This window comes from Caldanaerobius fijiensis DSM 17918, assembly GCF_900129075.1.
In the GTDB taxonomy this organism is placed as follows: Bacteria; Bacillota; Thermoanaerobacteria; order Thermoanaerobacterales; family Caldanaerobiaceae; genus Caldanaerobius; species Caldanaerobius fijiensis.
Map to the genome: position 1 here is coordinate 1 of NZ_FQVH01000027.1, position 18,714 is coordinate 18,714.

The 18,714-nt window shown below is 33.3% G+C and carries 16 protein-coding genes and 2 pseudogenes; all 18 read left to right on the plus strand.

Going from position 1 to position 18,714, the window contains the following annotated elements; all coding sequences use genetic code 11:
* The first annotated feature begins 427 nt into the window (after positions 1–427).
* Positions 428–1,498 (plus strand): glycosyltransferase, encoded by a 1,071-nt coding sequence (locus tag BUB87_RS10190; RefSeq protein WP_073344965.1) that lies wholly within the window; start codon positions 428–430, stop codon positions 1,496–1,498.
* Between the two features lie 38 nt (positions 1,499–1,536).
* Positions 1,537–1,677 (plus strand): hypothetical protein, encoded by a 141-nt coding sequence (locus BUB87_RS15195; RefSeq protein WP_234946018.1) that lies wholly within the window; start codon positions 1,537–1,539, stop codon positions 1,675–1,677.
* Positions 1,647–2,915 (plus strand): nucleotide sugar dehydrogenase, encoded by a 1,269-nt coding sequence (locus BUB87_RS10195; protein ID WP_327021802.1) that lies wholly within the window; start codon positions 1,647–1,649, stop codon positions 2,913–2,915. The genes BUB87_RS15195 and BUB87_RS10195 overlap by 31 nt, the downstream gene beginning before the upstream one ends.
* A complete protein-coding gene (locus BUB87_RS10200; protein ID WP_073344967.1) occupies positions 2,915–3,850 on the plus strand; it encodes an SDR family oxidoreductase in 936 nt (311 codons plus the stop codon). The genes BUB87_RS10195 and BUB87_RS10200 overlap by 1 nt, the downstream gene beginning before the upstream one ends.
* A 6-nt stretch (positions 3,851–3,856) precedes the next feature.
* Complete coding sequence (locus BUB87_RS14555) at positions 3,857–4,561, plus strand: glycosyltransferase (protein WP_200792808.1); 705 nt, start codon at positions 3,857–3,859, stop codon at positions 4,559–4,561.
* Entirely contained in the window at positions 4,561–5,013 is a 453-nt protein-coding gene (locus BUB87_RS14560) for a glycosyltransferase (RefSeq protein ID WP_200792809.1), read from the plus strand. The genes BUB87_RS14555 and BUB87_RS14560 overlap by 1 nt, the downstream gene beginning before the upstream one ends.
* Before the next feature lie 21 nt (positions 5,014–5,034).
* Entirely contained in the window at positions 5,035–6,189 is a 1,155-nt protein-coding gene (locus BUB87_RS10210; RefSeq protein ID WP_073344970.1) for a glycosyltransferase family 4 protein, read from the plus strand.
* A gap of 456 nt (positions 6,190–6,645) precedes the next feature.
* Positions 6,646–7,266 carry a sugar transferase gene (locus tag BUB87_RS10220; protein WP_073344975.1) on the plus strand — a complete coding sequence of 207 codons (621 nt, stop codon included), beginning with the start codon at positions 6,646–6,648 and terminating at the stop codon, positions 7,264–7,266.
* Entirely contained in the window at positions 7,263–7,928 is a 666-nt protein-coding gene (locus BUB87_RS10225; RefSeq protein ID WP_073344978.1) for an acetyltransferase, read from the plus strand. Before BUB87_RS10220 ends, BUB87_RS10225 begins: the two co-directional genes overlap by 4 nt.
* On the plus strand, positions 7,929–9,047 hold the full coding sequence (locus BUB87_RS10230; RefSeq protein WP_073344980.1) for a DegT/DnrJ/EryC1/StrS family aminotransferase: 1,119 nt from the start codon (positions 7,929–7,931) through the stop codon (positions 9,045–9,047). It begins immediately after the preceding gene.
* A 15-nt stretch (positions 9,048–9,062) separates the two neighbouring features.
* Entirely contained in the window at positions 9,063–10,952 is a 1,890-nt protein-coding gene (locus BUB87_RS10235; protein WP_073344983.1) for a polysaccharide biosynthesis protein, read from the plus strand.
* Between the two features lie 272 nt (positions 10,953–11,224).
* Entirely contained in the window at positions 11,225–12,493 is a 1,269-nt protein-coding gene (locus BUB87_RS10240) for an HD domain-containing protein (RefSeq protein ID WP_084111189.1), read from the plus strand.
* On the plus strand, positions 12,490–13,008 hold the full coding sequence (locus BUB87_RS10245; RefSeq protein WP_084111191.1) for a YwgA family protein: 519 nt from the start codon (positions 12,490–12,492) through the stop codon (positions 13,006–13,008). The genes BUB87_RS10240 and BUB87_RS10245 overlap by 4 nt, the downstream gene beginning before the upstream one ends.
* A gap of 215 nt (positions 13,009–13,223) precedes the next feature.
* Positions 13,224–14,534 (plus strand): YopA family protein, encoded by a 1,311-nt coding sequence (locus BUB87_RS10250; RefSeq protein WP_073344988.1) that lies wholly within the window; start codon positions 13,224–13,226, stop codon positions 14,532–14,534.
* 174 nt (positions 14,535–14,708) lie between these two features.
* Positions 14,709–15,407 (plus strand): annotated as a pseudogene (locus BUB87_RS10260) (sugar transferase); the annotation flags it as partial.
* An 88-nt stretch (positions 15,408–15,495) separates the two neighbouring features.
* Positions 15,496–16,320: a dTDP-glucose 4,6-dehydratase gene (locus tag BUB87_RS10265; RefSeq protein ID WP_073344993.1), complete on the plus strand. Its 825-nt coding sequence runs from the start codon at positions 15,496–15,498 to the stop codon at positions 16,318–16,320.
* Positions 16,321–16,449: 129 nt separating this feature from the next.
* A pseudogene (locus BUB87_RS10270) lies at positions 16,450–17,524 on the plus strand (mannose-1-phosphate guanylyltransferase).
* A 127-nt stretch (positions 17,525–17,651) separates the two neighbouring features.
* Complete coding sequence (cmr1, locus tag BUB87_RS10275; RefSeq protein WP_073344995.1) at positions 17,652–18,701, plus strand: type III-B CRISPR module RAMP protein Cmr1; 1,050 nt, start codon at positions 17,652–17,654, stop codon at positions 18,699–18,701.
* Positions 18,702–18,714 lie beyond the last annotated feature (13 nt).

The following is an 18,714-nucleotide window of genomic DNA, read 5'->3' on the forward strand; positions in this document are numbered from 1 at the left end:
TGCAAAGGATAAAAAAGAGATATGTATTTTTAGAAAATAAAATTACGATTTGAACATTGACAACAAGAGCTGGAATAGTCAGGTAAGAATTTTCACCATAAGGGCAGAGACCCTGCAAAGGAGCGTAGCTGACATCCACCTCATGGCAGGTAGAACGAAGAAATTAAGGACGAAGATCCTGTGAGAGATGGGAGGGTAAGCCCCATGAGATAAGTGGAGGCATTCCGCCAGAATATGGAAATAACAAGTGAGGTTTATTAAGGTTACGCATATGGAGGGAATATGAGTAAAAAATGATAATATAAGCCATAGAGGGTTCTTGTTGCAATGAGAAAATTGAAGAAAAACGGAGATATCGTGAGAAAATGAAAGATAATAGAGGGAGGTATCGTGAAAAAATAAAAGATGATGGAAGGGAATTTTAAGTATGAAGATACTACATGTGATAGATAGTCTAAATATTGGTGGAGCAGAAAATTTATTGGTAAATTATTTGTTATATACAAAAAAGAATAGTGAAATACACAATGATTTATGTATATTATACGATAGTAAAACATTTTTATACCACAAATTGCTTGATAGAAATATAAATATATTCGATTTAAATTTAAAAAATAAATATGATCTAAGAGTTATATTTAAATTAATAAAGCTAATAAACAAAAATAAATATGACATAGTTCATGTACATCTTTTCCCTGCGCAATATTTTTGTGCGATAGCATCATTATTTACAAAGAAGGTGGAATATGTCTTTACTGAACATAGTAGTTTCAATAGAAGACGAAAGTATAAAGTCTTTAAGTTATTCGATAACTTGTCATATTTAATGTATAAAAAAATAATTTGCGTTAGTGAAATGGCGAAAAATGATTTAGTGAAATGGATACCTTCTTTGTCAAATAAAGCTTTGGTAATATATAATGGCATTCCCATAGAAAAAATTGTAGAAAGACAAAAAATATATGATATTCTGCTAGTAGGTTCATTAAGAAGCAATGTTAAAGGTGTAGACATTTTATTAAAATCGCTAAAATTGATTGAAGATAAAATAACGAAAGTTGCAATAGCTGGTGATGGTATTTTAAAAGATGATTTAATAAAACTAAGAAATGCTTTAAAACTAGACGATAAAGTTGATTTTCTTGGCAATAGACGTGATATTGATATTTTGTTAGAACAAACAAAAATATTTGTATTACCATCAAGATGGGAAGGATTGCCTATTTCTCTTTTAGAAGCTATGTCAAAAGCGAAGCCTATTATAGCATCAAATGTAGGTGGAATACCAGAATTGATAAGAGATGGGGAAAGCGGAATATTAGTAGAACCAGAGAACGAGTTAGAATTAGCTAATGCTATTGAGAAATTGTTGAATGACACAGAGTATGCGGAATACTTGGGGAAAAATGCATATAAAGATGCGATAAATAGGTTTTCAATAGAAGTGTATATAAATAATTTAACAACCTTATATAAAAGTCTAATTAAATGAACTTAACTTTTAGATTAATTATTGGAGGATATTTATAGATGACATTAAAAGAAAAAATAATATCCAAACAAGCTACTATAGGTATCATAGGCTTAGGCTATGTCGGTTTGCCATTAGCGATTGCATTTGCCGATGCAGGATTAAGGTTATTGGATTTGATGTTAATGGGAAAAAAGTAATTTCATTATTGGATGGAATATCTTATATTTTAGATGTCCAATCAGATATTGTTAAAAAACACGTTGATGAAGGCAAATTTATTCCTACCACGGATTTCAGCAAAATTTCACAGGTGGATACGCTGAGTATATGCGTTCCAACACCTTTAAGGAAAACAAAAGATCCTGATATATCATACATAGTAAATGCAGTAAATGAAATAAAAAAATATTTTCATAAGGACTTGTTGATAGTTTTAGAAAGCACCACATATCCTGGTACAACAGAAGAATTGATACAAAAAGAAATCGAAGACATGGGATATAAAGTAGGAGAGGACTTCTATTTATGTTTCTCACCTGAGAGGGTAGATCCTGGTAATAAAAAGTATAACACGAAAAATACACCTAAGGTAATCGGTGGAGTCACAAAGCGATGTCTTGAGTTAGCTTATCTTTTGTATAGTAATGCTATAGATACTGTAATTCCTGTTTCATCTACAAAAGTTGCTGAAATGGTTAAATTGTTGGAGAATACTTTTAGAGCGGTTAATATAGGCCTTGTTAATGAACTGGCGATGATGTGTGATAGGATGGGCATAGATATCTGGGAGGTTGTTGAGGCAGCTTCAACCAAGCCTTTTGGATTTATGCCATTTTATCCGGGACCAGGAATTGGAGGGCATTGCATACCATTGGATCCTCAATATTTGTCGTGGAAAGCCAGGACGTATGATTTTTACAACAAATTTATAGATCTAGCTAGTGATATTAATGGAAATATGCCAAGATATGTAGTAACAAAAATAAGCGAGGTACTTAACAGATATAAAAAGTGTATCAACGATTCTTTTATTCTAATTTTAGGGATGGCTTATAAAAAAGATGTAGACGATTTGAGAGAATCACCTTCATTGGAGATATATAAATTGTTAAAAGAACAGGGTGCAAATCTGGAATACAATGACCCTTATGTTAAAGAATTTGTAGATGAAGATGGCAATACAGTAAAGTCAGTTGAATTAGACTATGATGATCTGCAAAATTACGATTGTGTTGTTTTATGTACTGATCATTCTTGTTATGATTACTTAAAAATTGCAGAAAAAGCAAGTATTATCATTGATACTCGAAATGCATTTAAAGGGATTGTAAACAAGAATATATACAAATTAGGTGCTCCGGTTTATAGTGAGAATACAAGTATTTACGATTATATAAAGGAAGTTGCAGCGACTAAAGAAAGGATTGATAAATAATGGCTAAATATTTAATTACCGGTGGAGCAGGTTTTATAGGATCAAATATAGCTGAAGAACTTCTAAAAAGAGGAGAATATGTAAGAATTATCGATAATTTTTCTACCGGCAAGAGAGAAAACATTGAAGAATTTATAGATGACATAGATTTAATTGAAGGCGATTTGCGAAATATTGATGATGTAAAAGAAGCTGTTAAAGATATAGATTTTGTCTTACACCAGGCAGCATTGCCTTCTGTACCAAGATCAGTAGCAGATCCGATTTCAAGTAATGCTAATAATATCGACGGAACACTGAATTTATTGGTTGCGGCAAAAGAAGCTGGTGTGAAGCGCGTTGTGATAGCTGCTTCTTCATCTGCCTATGGAGATACAGAAATATTACCTAAGAGTGAAGATATGATGCCTAATCCATTATCGCCATATGCTGTGACAAAATATGTTGAAGAATTGTATGGAAGAGTATTTTATAAGGTATACGGGTTAGAAACTGTATCGTTAAGGTATTTTAACGTATTTGGACCAAAGCAAGATCCTAATTCACAATATGCTGCTGTAATACCTAAGTTTATAACCAAAATTCTAAAAGGAGAATTTCCAGTCATATTTGGAGATGGAGAGCAGACAAGGGATTTTACGTATGTAGACAATGTGGTTGAAGCGAATATATTAGCAGCGACCTCAGATAAGGTTGGACATGGTGAAGTAATTAACATAGCATGTGGGCAGAGAATATCATTAAATCAATTGGTCGATAAGATAAATGAGATATTGGGAACTAATATAAGGCCTATATATGATAAGCCAAGAGTTGGCGATGTAAAGCATTCATTGGCTTCCATAGAAAAAGCAGAAAAATTGCTTGGATATAGTGTTAAAGTTACATTTGAAGAAGGTCTAAGAAAAGTAATAGATTGGTATAAAATGAGGTGAATTTTTTTGCCTAAGATATTACAGGTCTGTGCTGTTGATTTTACAGTTAAAAATTTACTGCTTCCTTTGATTGATAGATTAAAAAAAGAAGGATTTGAAGTTGAGATTGCTTGCTCCGAAGGCAAAGAATCAAAAGAATTAGAAAAGCGTGGATATGTATTCAAATATGTAAAAATAGATAGAAAAATAAGCCTTATATCTAATGTAAAATCAATTATTAACCTATATAGGATTATGAAAGATGGGAAATATGATATTGTTCATGTCCATACTCCAGTCGCCAGTGTTTTAGGTAGGATAGCGGCGAAACTGGCACATATTCCTGTGATCATTTATACGGCTCATGGGTTTTATTTTCATGAAAATATGTCTAAAATAAGCTATAAAATATTTACGAGTATAGAGAAGATAATGGGAAGATATTTTACAGACTACATATTTACTCAAAGTCAAGAAGATTACGATACGGCAATTAAATTAGGGATTATAGATAAAGATAAAATCACATGCATAAGTAATGGTGTAGACATTAATAGATTCAATCAGGAAAATGTAAAAATTAATATAGAAGATTACAAAAGAAGTTTAGGCATATCTGCTGATAATAGTAAAATTATCTGTTTTGTAGGTAGGTTAGTTAAAGAAAAAGGTATTTTGGATCTTCTTGAAGCTTTTAAATATTTGGTTGATGACTATGATATTTATATTTAATGATAGTAGGTGATGCTTCATTAGATGAAAGGGATGTAGGGACAAAACAAAAAATTGAGTTATATTTGCAAGATGAAAAGTTGAGAAATCGAATAATTTTGACAGGTACTAGAAATGATATTCCGGAATTATTAAAGATAAGTGATTTTTTTATATTGCCGTCTTATAGAGAAGGAATGCCCAGGTCTATTATAGAAGCAATGGCTATGGGTAAGCCTGTTATTGCGACAAATATAAGGGGTTGTAGAGAAGAAGTTGTAAATGGAGAAACTGGATTTTTGGTAGACGTAAATTCCCCAAAAGAAATATATGAAGCTACAAGGAAATTACTTGATGATGAAAGTTTGGCAAAAAAGCTTGGCGATAACGGTAGAAAAAGGGCAGAGAAATTTTTTAATGAGAGTTTGGTGCTGGATAAGGAAATAACGGTTATTAAATCGTTTTTTACATAATGATAGTGGGTGTTGGTAATAATGGAGAGAAATATTAGCAAAGTTCTTTTTATAGCAACTGTTGAATGTCATATATTAAATTTTCATATTCCTTTTATACAGTATTTTCAAAACAAAGGATATGAAGTTCATGTGGCGACGAAATTAGGAAATAGACAGGACGAACTAAAAAAATTAGGAGTTGTGTATTATAACGTTGATTTTGTAAGATCGCCGTATTCATTTTCTAATGTGAAGGCATTAAAGCAATTGATAAATATTATGAAAAAAAATAAATATTCACTAGTCCATGTTCATACTCCCGTTGGAGCTTTTTTAGGGCGATTGGCTGCAATAATCACTGGTACAAAGCCAGTACTTTATACAGCTCATGGTTTCCATTTTTATAAAGGAGCGCCGATTAAGAACTGGTTCGTATATTATACAATGGAGCGATTGGTTGCCCGTTGGACCGATGGTTTGATAACGATGAATGATGAGGATTATAATGCTGCTAAGAAATTTAAATTGAGAATAAAAGATGCTGTTTTCTATGTTCATGGTGTTGGGCTTGATGTCGATAAATATTTTATAGATGATGAAAATAGACGAAAAGAGTTGAGAGAAAAATTTGGTTTTAACGACAGAGATATAGTAATATTAACTGTTGCAGAGTTAAATGCGAATAAGAATCATAAACAGATTATAGATTCATTGGTAATTTTGAAGAATTATGATAATATATATTATCTAATTGTAGGTTTAGGAAAATATGAAAGTTATTTAAGAGAATATATACATGATAAAGGATTAGACAATAAAGTTAAATTATTAGGTTTTAGACGAGATATACCTGAGTTATTATGTATTTCAGATGTATTTGCTTTGACATCGATGAGGGAGGGCTTACCTCGATGCATTATGGAGGCAATGGCGGCAGGGAAACCAGTTATAGCTACAAATGTAAGAGGCAACAGGGATCTGGTCAAAGATGGTATTAACGGATATTTAGTACCTATTAATGATGTGAATGCTACCGTTGGAGCTATTAAAAGATTAGTTCAAGACAAAGATTTGAGAGCAAAAATGGGAGATGAAGGGAGAAAAATCATAAAGGATTATTCCATTGACAAGGTATTAAAAGAAATGGATGAGATTTATAGAAGATATTTAAATGCTAAATATGCAATAAATTGAAAGTGGTAATATTGGTTGAAGAAAGTAATAAATTAGGTTAAATACGATTGACCTTTAGTAGAGGTTGTGCCAAATAGCTTTATTAACCAGAAAGTTAGTAGCTTTATCTATTATATTGGAAAAACTTTAGAAGCGTTTATATGTGAATTAGGCCGTATTTGGTCTATAGAAGAAGATATGGAATTTAAAAATTATGGTATTTCATTAGTTAAATGGCTATTAGAATTTTTATATGATCATAGTAACGTCAATGACATAATAGGTGTAATATGTGACTATATAGAAACAATTGTAACTGGTACCAAACCAAAAATCGTGTTTGTCTCCAGGCTTAGAAATAAATTATCTTAAATGCGATGTTATTTCATTTAAAAATATTTGTTGAGGCGATATATAATCCCTAATCATTGTGTAAAAATAGGGATGGAAGAAGCTAAGTAAAAATGGGGGGATTAAATGAATTCAAGCATTATTAAAAGGATTTTAGATATAATCATGTCATCACTTCTTTTAATTATATTATCTCCATTATTACTAATAATTGCAGTTATTGTTTACTTAGCAATGGGTTCCCCAATCTTGTATCGTCAGACTCGGCCTGGTTTAAAGGGTAAGCCATTTAAGATTTATAAGTTCAGGACTATGAACGATAAAAGAGATAAAGAGGGTAACTTGTTACCTGATGAAGAGAGATTGACAAAGATAGGTAGATTGCTTAGGAGTACAAGCCTTGATGAATTACCAGAACTATTTAATGTGTTAAAAGGAGATATGAGTCTTGTTGGTCCAAGACCATTGCTTATGGAGTACCTAAATTATTATACAGAAGAGCAGATGAGGCGCCATGATGTTAGACCGGGTATAACTGGTTGGGCACAGATTAATGGAAGAAATAATCTATCATGGGAAGAAAAATTTAAACTGGATGTATGGTATGTTGACCACTGGAATTTGTTACTCGATTTTAAGATTTTGTTTATTACGATAAAAAAAGTTATAACAAGAGAAGGCATATCAGCGGAAGGATATGCCACGATGCCCAAGTTTACGGGAAATAACAATAACTGTGGGGGATGATTGAGATATTAAGGCAAATAGCTATTATAGGTGCAGGTGGAGTAGGTAAAGAAGTCGCATTGCTTATTGAGGAAATAAATAATATTAAACCAACATGGGATTTAATTGGTTTTATAGATGATAATAAGGATTTACACGGCAAATATATTAATGGAATAAAGGTATTGGGTGGGATTGACTATTTAAGTAATAATGCCGACAATATATTTGTTATATGTGCTATCGCTGATTATAAAATTAAAAAAAGTATTGTATCTAAATTAGAAAATTATAATGTGGAATATGCGAATATAATACATCCATCAGTTTATATATCAAAAACTAATCTGATTGGAAAAGATGTTATAATATATCCCGGATGTATATTAACAACTAATATCAAAATAGGTAATCACGTGATTATAAGTCCAAAGTGTGGAATTGGACATGAAGCTTATATTGATGATTATGTATCATTGTTATGGGATGTAAATGTGGCAGGAAATGTTAGGATAAATGAAGGTTGTTTAATAGGTTCAAATGCCACGATAATACAAAATAAAGAGGTTGGCAAAGGCACGATTATAGGAGCAGGTGCAGTGGTGGTCGATAATATACCATCTAATTGTACTGCCGTAGGAGTACCAGCTAAGCCAATTAAATTTCACGAGGAGGCTAAATAAATGAATGTACCTTTAGCGAGGCCAGATATCACGCAGAGGGAGATAGACGCAGTAGTTGAGGTTTTGAAATCTGATATACTGAGCATAGGGCCTAAGATTGTAGAATTCGAGGAGAAAGTAGCCAAATATGTAGGTAAAAAATATGCGATAGCAGTGAATAGTGGGACAAGTGCTTTGCATTTGATAGTAAGGTCATTAGGTATTAGAGATGGGGATGAAGTTATAACAACGCCATTTACTTTTGTGGCTACGGTAAACTGCTTTTTGTACGAAAGAGCAAAGCCTGTATTTGTTGATATAGATCCTGATACGCTTAACATGGATATTGATAAAATCGAAGAAAAAATTACCGATAGAACAAAGGCGATAATGGCTGTTGATATTTTTGGCCAGCCGTTGGATATGGTGAAGATAAATGAGATAGCAAAAAAATACAATTTAAAAGTTATCGAAGATTCGTGTGAAGCACTGGGATCGGAGTATAATGGAATTAAGGCTGGAACATTATGTGATGCAGGCGCTTTTGCTTTTTATCCTAATAAACAAATAACAACGGCCGAAGGCGGTGTAATTGTTACTGATAATGAAGACATTGCACAATTAAGCAGAAGTATGAGGAGTCAAGGTAGACCGATTACAGGTTTATGGCTTGAACATGAAAGACTTGGATTTAATTACCGTTTTAGTGAATTAAATGCTGCACTGGGTATCGTTCAAATGGAGAGGATAGAGGAAATAATTAAAAAAAGAGCCAGAGTGGCCGAAAAATATAATGAAAGGCTAAAAAATCTAGATGGAGTTAAAATCCCTTACATAGCTCCACAAGTTAATAAGATGAGCTGGTTTATTTATGTTATAAGATTAGACAAAAACATAGATAGAAACAAGGTAATGCAATATTTGATTAATAATGGAATAGGATGCAGGCCTTATTTTACTCCTGTTCACTTGCAGCCGTATATAAAAGAAATGACAGGCTATAAAGAAGGAGATTTTCCAGTGACAGAATCAGTAGCAAAATCAACAATCGCTTTGCCATTTTTTAATAAAATAACGAATGAGCAGATAGATTATGTGGTGGAGAAGTTAAGAGAGGCTATAAACCTCTTTGGTAAATAATAGGGAGATGTTCATATGTGGAGAAATAAAAGAAAAGTTTCACTGTTAATAATAGATACGTTATTATTGAATATAGCGTATTTTTTCTCTTTTTATTTACGATTTGATTACAATATTCCATACCAATATTTTATCGTGTATGAAAAGTCTTTTTATTTGGTTACTCTCATCAGTATTGTTACATTTATATTTTTTAAGCAATACAATAAAATCTGGAGATATGCAAATTTAAGGGATATTATGGAATTAATGGTAGTTACGACTATAAGCAGCGGTATGTCATCATTGGTATTATTTTTGCTAGAGATACATTTGCCTCGTTCTATTTATCCGTTATATTGGTTTTTAAGTATTATATTGATAACTAGTAGTCGTATTTTATATGGAAATTACATGAATTATAACAATAATTCGCTAAAAAATGTTGCGCACAAAAAAGTCTTGATTATTGGTGCTGGAAGTGCAGGTCGAATGCTCATAAGGGAGCTAAAAAATCACCCTGAAATCGGCATGAAACCGGTAGCAATACTTGATGACGATAAATCTAAATTGTATAGAAGCATTGATGGGATACCCGTTATGGGCAAGATCGATGACATACAGGATATTATCAATGAAAAAGAAATTAACGAGGTTATATTTGCTATTCCTTCTGCTCCTAAATCTTTATTAAAAAAAGTTATTGACAAGTGCAGTGAAATACATATAAAAGTTAAAACATTACCTGGGATATATGAACTGGTAGACGGAACTGTATCGGTTAATAATATAAGGGATGTGGACATAAACGATTTATTGAGGCGAGAACCAGTTAAGGTAAATTTAGATGAGATGAGTAGTTACATTAAAGATAAAAAAGTAATGATTACAGGTGGGGGAGGCTCTATTGGATCCGAACTTTGCAGACAGGTAGCGAGATTTTCACCATCACATTTGATTATTTTAGATATATATGAAAATAATATGTACGATGTACAACAGGAATTAAAAAGAAAATATCCAAACCTTAATATGAGCTGTATTATAGCAAGTATAAGAGATGAAAAGAGAATCAGTAATATCTTTAAAAAGTACAAACCCGATATAGTTTTTCATGCGGCTGCTCATAAACATGTTCCTCTTATGGAAGATAACCCTCAAGAAGCGATAAAAAATAATGTCTACGGGACGCTCAATCTTGTAAAATACGCTGATTTACATAATGTAAAGAAGTTTGTTATGATATCCACAGACAAGGCGGTAAATCCTACGAGCATCATGGGAGCGACAAAGAGAATATGTGAAATGATAATTCAGTCATTTGACAAGAAAAGCAATACAGAATTTGTTGCAGTAAGATTTGGCAATGTATTGGGCAGTAATGGCAGTGTGATACCATTATTTAAAAAGCAGATAGCCGAAGGTGGGCCGGTGACTGTAACCCATGAAGAGGTTAAAAGGTATTTTATGACAATACCCGAGGCTGTACAACTGGTAATCCAGGCGGGCGCCCTTGCCAAAGGTGGAGAGATATTTGTGCTGGATATGGGTGAACCAGTCAAGATTATAGATTTAGCGAGGGATTTAATACGCTTGTCAGGTTTTGAACCCGATGTGGATATTCCCATAATAATAACAGGCTTAAGGCCGGGAGAAAAGTTATTTGAAGAACTGCTTTTATCGGAAGATAAGTATGCTTCCACAAAGCACGATAAAATTTTTATTGAAAAGCCGGTTTTTGATGATTACGATGGATTGATGCTTTTACTAGAGAAATATAGAACCACTATAGATGATATGAATGTAGATCAAGTCAAAGCTTTTATAAAAAGACTTGTACCTGAATATAATCCATCGCATGTTAAAACCATAGAGGAAATCGCAGCAACGGAAGATATACTTGGCGACGCAACAAATGATGTATGAGACGATAAAAAGACTTAGTTTGTATAAATGTAATATATTAGAGCAAGTATTACAAGCCAAAGCAAACCACTTAATAATAAACCATTAATCAAACCAATAAAAAAATTATTATCCTCCATGTTATATTATCGCTCCTAATTCTGTAGATTAATGTATATTATAACCATTTTAAATATAGATATACACGAAAGACAAAAGAGGTTATTCCAGAGACGAGATTAAGAATATAAAGAATGTGAATAATATTAATCTGGTTGTGAGGAATGTTTATTATGAAAAAATATTTTAGAGATCCAATCTATAACTTCATAATAATAGATGATAAGTGGATTTTAGATTTGATAAACAGTAAAGAATTTCAGAGATTGCGACAAATAAGGCAACTTGGTACATCGGAAGTTACATATTATGGCGCAAACCATACCAGATTTTCACATTCTATAGGTACTATGTATTTAATGGACAGAGCACTATCTCAATTAAAAAATGTAATTAATATAGATGACGAAATGAGGAAGATAGGATTAGCTGCAGCCTTATTACATGATATCGGACATGGACCATTTTCCCATGTATTTGAAAAAATAATAGGCACAAAACATGAACAATGGACAATTAACATTATTCTTGGCGATACTGAGGTAAATAGGATTTTAAGAGGTATTGATGAAACCTTTCCACAAAAAGTTGCTAACGTAATTAAGAAAGAGTATGAACATAAGTATCTGAGTTATTTGTTATCAAGTCAACTCGATGTAGATAGAATGGATTATTTACTAAGAGATAGCTATTATGTAGGTGTAAAATATGGGCTATTTGATGTAGATATGCTTATAAAGTCTTTGTTAGTGAACAATGATAATGTAGTTGTGGATTATAAAGGATTATATGCGGTGGAACAATATGTGTATGCCAGGCATTATATGTATTGGCAGGTATACTATCATAAAACTACTAGAGGATACGAATTGTTGCTGCAGAATATTTTGAAGAGAGCAAAATACTTATATGAACAGAATTCCTTAGATATAAAAATAGATGTATTGACTCCTATATTTAAGAATGAGAATATAAACGTAAATGACTATATACGTTTAAATGACAGTGTAATTTTATATGCGATTCTGTTATGGAAGGATTCAACCGATAGGATATTAAGTGATTTATGCTGCAAATATTTGTATAGGGATTTATATAAAGCTTATGAATTGAAACAAAGTGTACCTATAAGCTTAGATAGAATAAGGGAAAAACTAAATAGTCAAGGAATGGATGATGAATATTATCTCGCTCTTGATAGACCTAGTAATGTGACATATGATTATTATGTCGAAGGTGAAGAAGGGGAAAAACCACCAATTTTAATTAACAACAAAGGTAAAATCAGATCTATCACTAGATTTTCTGACTCAATAAGAGCCATATCCGGAAATCAGGGAATCAAGTATTATTTATATTTTCCAAGAAATAATTATGAAGGTGTTAATATATGTGATGATATAATAAAGTATCTAGATGAATATTTGGAGGGGTTGGAGTGAGCGGTATATTAAATGATTATTCCAATATTATTGAACTATTGAGTATTGCGGGAGAGATAGATGGACGCAAAAAATTGCAGAAAATAGTATACATACTAAAAAGTTTAGGAGCAAATTTTATGGAGGACTTTTACTTTCATTATTATGGTCCGTATTCAGATACTTTAACAGTTGAACTTGAAGAGCTCAAACTAATGAATATAATTGAAGAAAAAAAAGATGATGGTGGGTTATTTCCTAAGTATACTTATAGATTAAAAATTAAAAATGATGTTATAAAGGATAATCTAAAAGATTATAGTAATTTAATTAATATTCTTAATGAGCAAAATGCCAGATTTTTAGAACTTGTTGCCACAATTATATACTTCAAACAAGAAGGGTATTCTCGGAATGAAATTAATAACAAGGTAAAAATAGTAAAGTCAGAGAGAAAATATACTGATGAGGAAATAGATTCTGCATTTGACTTTTTAGAAAAAATACGTGATGATTATGGGTTTGATATTATATGATACAAGCCGGTTATCTATCAGTACTTATTTTTTAGCGAAACATGTCGAAATATTTAAAAACCTGGATATCAGTTATAGCCATCATAGATATGAGATCCAATAGGAGATCTTATTAAGGATGCCATTAAAAGTGAAAAGGATTATGTTTTGGATATTAAGGGAATAGATAAGATGTATAGTACGTATTTGAGATAAATTTTGGGGGATTATAAATTATGCATTATGATCTACCAAAAGAAATTGGTGGATATGTAGGTGAGAATTTACCATCACTGAAAGGAAAGAAACTAACAATTTATAATGGCGATTTAGAGATAAAAGACAAGGATAAAAATACATTATACACATTAAATAATGGAAGTGTTTATTTATCATTATTACCTAAGCCTAAAATACATTTTAAAGGGTATGTCGTGAAAGGTGAATTAGATCTAGGTTTGGATTCGCAAGAGTTATACTTGTATTTACCAGATTTCAATCCTACTAAAATTTTAATAACAAACTTCAAATTTTCATCAGATAGTGGTTTATCGTTAAGTGGTATAATTACAAATACCATTGAAAAGCCTGAACGAGAAATTGATAGATTATATTTTTATATATTGAATTTTGATGATACATTGGGCAGAATAGTCTTAAATTATGATATGTGGGAAATAACTATTGATAAAAAACCAGATTATAAATCCATATTTAATTGGCTAAAAAATACAGGTTTGTATGAGGTAACCCATGTAGGGGTGATTGAACGTACTGATAAACAGCTATTTAAGCCACAAGATGTTGATTTTTTGTTTTATGCGTTGTTCTGGTTATTTTCATTTGCCAGGGGCAGATATGTAGGTTTGGATGTTATGTTGGGTTTCAGAGATGGATCTTGTATATGGAAAAAAATCCAGGATTGTAGGGTTTCAAATTGGAAAAAAGGAAAAATTACTTGGTTTTCAAGACAACATCCAGAGATGCTGGGGAAAATATTTCCATTATTTGTGGAAAAACTTAAAAATCCTCTATGGAAAGAATCTTTAATAATGGCATTAGAATGGTATATAGAAAGTCTAGAAGCTGATTTAATGGAAGAAGCGTTTATATGGGTTAGTACTGCTTTGGAATTAATTTCGTGGGTAAGATTTACTCAAGAAGAACTTATAATATCAAAGGATAAATATGATAAGTTATATGAATCGGATAAAATTCGCTTATTATTGCATGGTCTTGAAATACCATTTAAGATTCCCTTTAGTATTAGTCCCGGATATGAAGATGGACCGCATTTGTTTACGGAGATTAGAAATAGTATTGTTCATCCGGTAAAAAAAGAAAAAGTCAAAGCTTTATCTTTTGAAGATAGGTGGAAAGCCCATGAATTAGGGTTATGGTATTTAGAATTAACAATATTACGTTTATTAGGGTACGATGGTGATTATGTAAACAGACTCAAGTCAATTGATCATGGTTTATGGGAAGGAAGCGTTGAAAAAGTGCCGTGGAGCAGGGAAGAGGGTACAATGCATGTACATCGGTAAATATGAAAGCTAAGCAATTTGTGGTTTTTATAGTTGACCTGTTTTTGGTTCATATGGGCTACATAGCTGCATTTTTACCTAAGTTTAGTTATCACGCCCTGCAGAAAAATTTCTTTCGTAGGATCATCGGTGATGAAGAGCGGCTGGGAAATTGGCTAAAACGATGTTCCAACCTTAAGCATCAACTATCCTGCACTGACTGTTGAGCAGAGGTATATAAAGAGGATTTTTGATGTTATTCTGTCGCTTATAGGTATTATTATCGCGTCGCCGATTATGCTGATAATAGCGTTGTTAATAAAATTAACGTCACCAGGACCTATAATATATAAACAGGTCAGGATCACAGAGAAGAACAGAGAATTTAATATATACAAATTTAGGACCATGTACAAAGATGCAGAAAAATTGACGGGGCCGGTACTGGCGACAGATGACGATCCCCGCATAACCAAAGTGGGTAAAATCTTGAGGGCAGCGCGGCTAGATGAACTGCCTCAGCTTTTTAATGTTTTAAAAGGCGAGATGAGTTTTGTTGGTCCCCGACCGGAAAGGCCATTTTTTGTTGCCCAATTTGAGAAACAACATCCAACTTATACTTACAGGCATAACGTTAAAGCAGGCATAACAGGACTGGCCCAGGTCCTGGGTAAATACACTACCGACTTTGATGATAAGTTGAGATTTGATCTTATGTACATAACCAATTACTCTATATGGTTGGATATAAAAATAATATTGCTGACGATAAAAACAGCTTTTATGAAGGAGGCTTCATCAGGCGTAAAGGATGATATGACATTAAATCAGCTTTTGGAATCATTGAATTATAACGTTTATCGAGAAGTAGGGGTAACTAAGCTGGATAAATGATGATGACGAAATATCTGGAAGTTTACATTGTGGTGACCAGGTTTTAAAAGTTGGATAATTGAACGATAGATATGCGAAAGGTGATTTAATGAAGGTATTAGTGACAGGTGGAGCAGGTTTTATAGGTAGCAACTTTATTAAATACATGCTTAAAAAACATAGCGATTATAAGATAATTAACCTTGATAAGCTCACGTATGCAGGCAATCTTGAGAATTTAAGAGATATTGAGCATAATCCCAATTATACATTTATAAAAGGCGATATAGCAGATAGAGATTTAGTTGATGAGATATTCTCAAAGGGTATCGATTATGTCGTTAACTTTGCTGCAGAATCCCATGTTGACCGCAGTATAGAAGACCCATCTGTATTTTTAAAAACAAATGTTTTAGGTACACAGGTGTTACTGGATGCTGCAAGAAAATACGGTGTGAAGAAATGTCTTCAGATATCTACCGATGAAGTATATGGGTCGCTTAGAGATGCCGGATATTTTACAGAAGAAACGCCGCTGGCTCCCAACAGCCCGTATTCAGCCAGCAAGGCATCAGCAGATCTTTTAGTAAGGGCATACCATCGTACATATGGATTGCCTGTGAATATAACACGCTGTTCAAATAACTACGGCCCTTATCAGTTTCCAGAGAAACTTATTGTGCTTATGATAATAAATGCGCTGCACGATAGGGAATTACCGGTATACGGAGAAGGATTAAAAAAACTAGGCAAACCTGAATCATTGATAAAGTACGTAAAAGACAGGCCTGGACATGACATAAGGTATGCCATGGATTCATCAAAGATTCAGAAAGAGCTGGGTTGGAGGCCTATTTACAGTTTTGAAAATGGCATGAGAAAGACCATACAATGGTATTTAGAGAATAAAGAATGGTGGGAAAAGTTGTTATAGTAAATACATCGTCATTATTATGACACTTAAGTGAATTTTATGCTATAATTGTAATAGAAGAAAAATTTGTAAAGTTGGCAATTGATATAACAAGATTTACAGAGATCAATTCAAAAGAGGGTGATGCGTATGATAACAGGTGTTATCGTGGCAGGGGGCAAAGGCGAGAGGTTTTGGCCCAAAAGCAGGATAAAGATGTCTAAGCAGTTTTTAAAGCTGTACGGCGACAGGACGATGATACAGCAGACGGTGGACAGGCTTAAAAAGGTTATGCCCGTCGAGAATATATTTGTGGTGACAAACATGGACTACGCCGAGATCATAAGCGATCAGATACCGGATTTGCCCACGGGCAACATACTTATTAGAGCCTATGGGCAAGAACACAGCCGCGTGTATAGGCCTTGCAGCCCTTCACACCCAAAGAGTTGGTGAAGACTCCGTCATGGTAGTTGTCCCTTCTGATCACGTGATAAAAGACGAAGAGACGTACATAGGTGTGCTAAAATCGGCGATAGAGAAGGCGAAAGCAGGGGACAACCTTGTTACGATAGGCATAAAGCCGTCGCATCCTGAAACGGGTTATGGATATATAAAGTTTAGAAAGCTGACCAAAGAGATAATAAATAAAAATCCGGTTCATAAGGTAGAGCAATTTGTAGAAAAGCCTGATTACGACACAGCGGTGAAATACGTAGAAAGCGGAAATTACCTCTGGAATAGCGGTATGTTTATATGGAAGACATCGGCTATATTAAATGCTATATCCAGGTACATGCCGGAATTAAGCAATGCACTGAACACCATAAGGGAATATTTTGATACGGATAAAATAGAACAGGTATTGTACGAAGAGTATTCAAAGCTTGAGAGCATATCCATAGATTATGGCGTGATGGAGAAAGCACAAAATGTCTATGTGGTGCCGGGTGATTTTGGCTGGGACGACGTGGGAAGCTGGACATCCATAGAGAGGCTTTATGAAAAGGATGAAAACGGCAACGTCATAAGAGGCAATGTGGTGAGCGTGGATACAAAGAAGTGCATCATAACAGGCAGTGAGAAGCTCATCGCTACATTGGGTATAGAAGATGTCATAATCGTGGACACAGAAGATGCTTTGTTGATATGTTCAAAAGATAAAGCCCAGGATGTAAAGGAGGTATTGAAGGAGCTTAAAAAGAAAAAAGCGGAGTATTTATGATATATTTTTTTGACGAAATATGTCGAAATATTTTGTAAAGGATAATAATGTAAGTAACCAAAAAAAGCATCTTTACGTTTAATAACTAAAGGAACGTGGAGAAAGGTTGCTGAAAGGGGAAAAATTTATGGACGTTGTTACAATTAAGATTAAAACCCTGACACCCTTATGGACTGGCGACGAAAATGGGAAAAATACGGTTTTAAGAGAAACAGGACTTATTGGAAGTCTAAGATGGTGGTACGAAATGGTTGTGAAAGGTCTGGGCAGAAAAGCTTGCGATCCAACTGATTCAGAATCTGAGGTAAAATGTAAAGACAAAAAACATTGTGACGTGTGTGAACTGTTTGGATGTACTGGATGGGCGAGAAAGTTCAGGTTAGAAGTGGAGTTTAGTGGAGGTCAGCTGTTGCCTTTAGAACCGAATGTGAAAATCGGCACACGGAGAGGAGAAACACATCTTAGCAGAAGGGTTTCGGGTTTTATATCTGATAAACCAATTGTTTTTAAATTTATTCCTCTGAGAGAAATAACCGATAATGAGTGGGCTTTGCTAAATAAGACTTTGAAAGTTATATCAGAATACGGGGCATTAGGCGCACATACTTCCCAAGGCAATGGAGTTATACAGATTGTCGAAAATGGATTATTACAAGGAGATTCTGTTGAAATTATACGAGAAAAGAATAAAACTGGAGCGGCGAATTTATTAGAAGACTTTTTTGTTTATAAAATTAATGTAACTTTTAATAAAGAGATATCAGAGTTGATAAAAAATAAAGCTTTTTGGAGACAAAATAAGAGCTATGGAGATTTGGAAGATAAAAGGGATGACGGATGGAACCAACTGTGGAATGATTACCACTTTATACCTATAGCATATCATATTAGAGATGCTTTAAGAAGGACTGAAGGTGATGAAGGTAAGAGACACGAGATATTTGGGGAATTAGGTCGGGGTTCGAAAGTTTTTGTGTCCCATGGATACAGGATTGATGATAAAACGGTTCAGGTAAGGGTATTCGGATGGCTAACAGGAAATAGAGAAAAAATAAAAAATAAATTGGTAAATGGATTAGGTGAATATTTATTTTCTGATAACAGCCATAGTAGTCAAGATAACAATTTAAATGTAAAGATAATAGAAGAAAAAAGTGGTATCGAGATCCTAAATTAATGTTTGGGGGTGA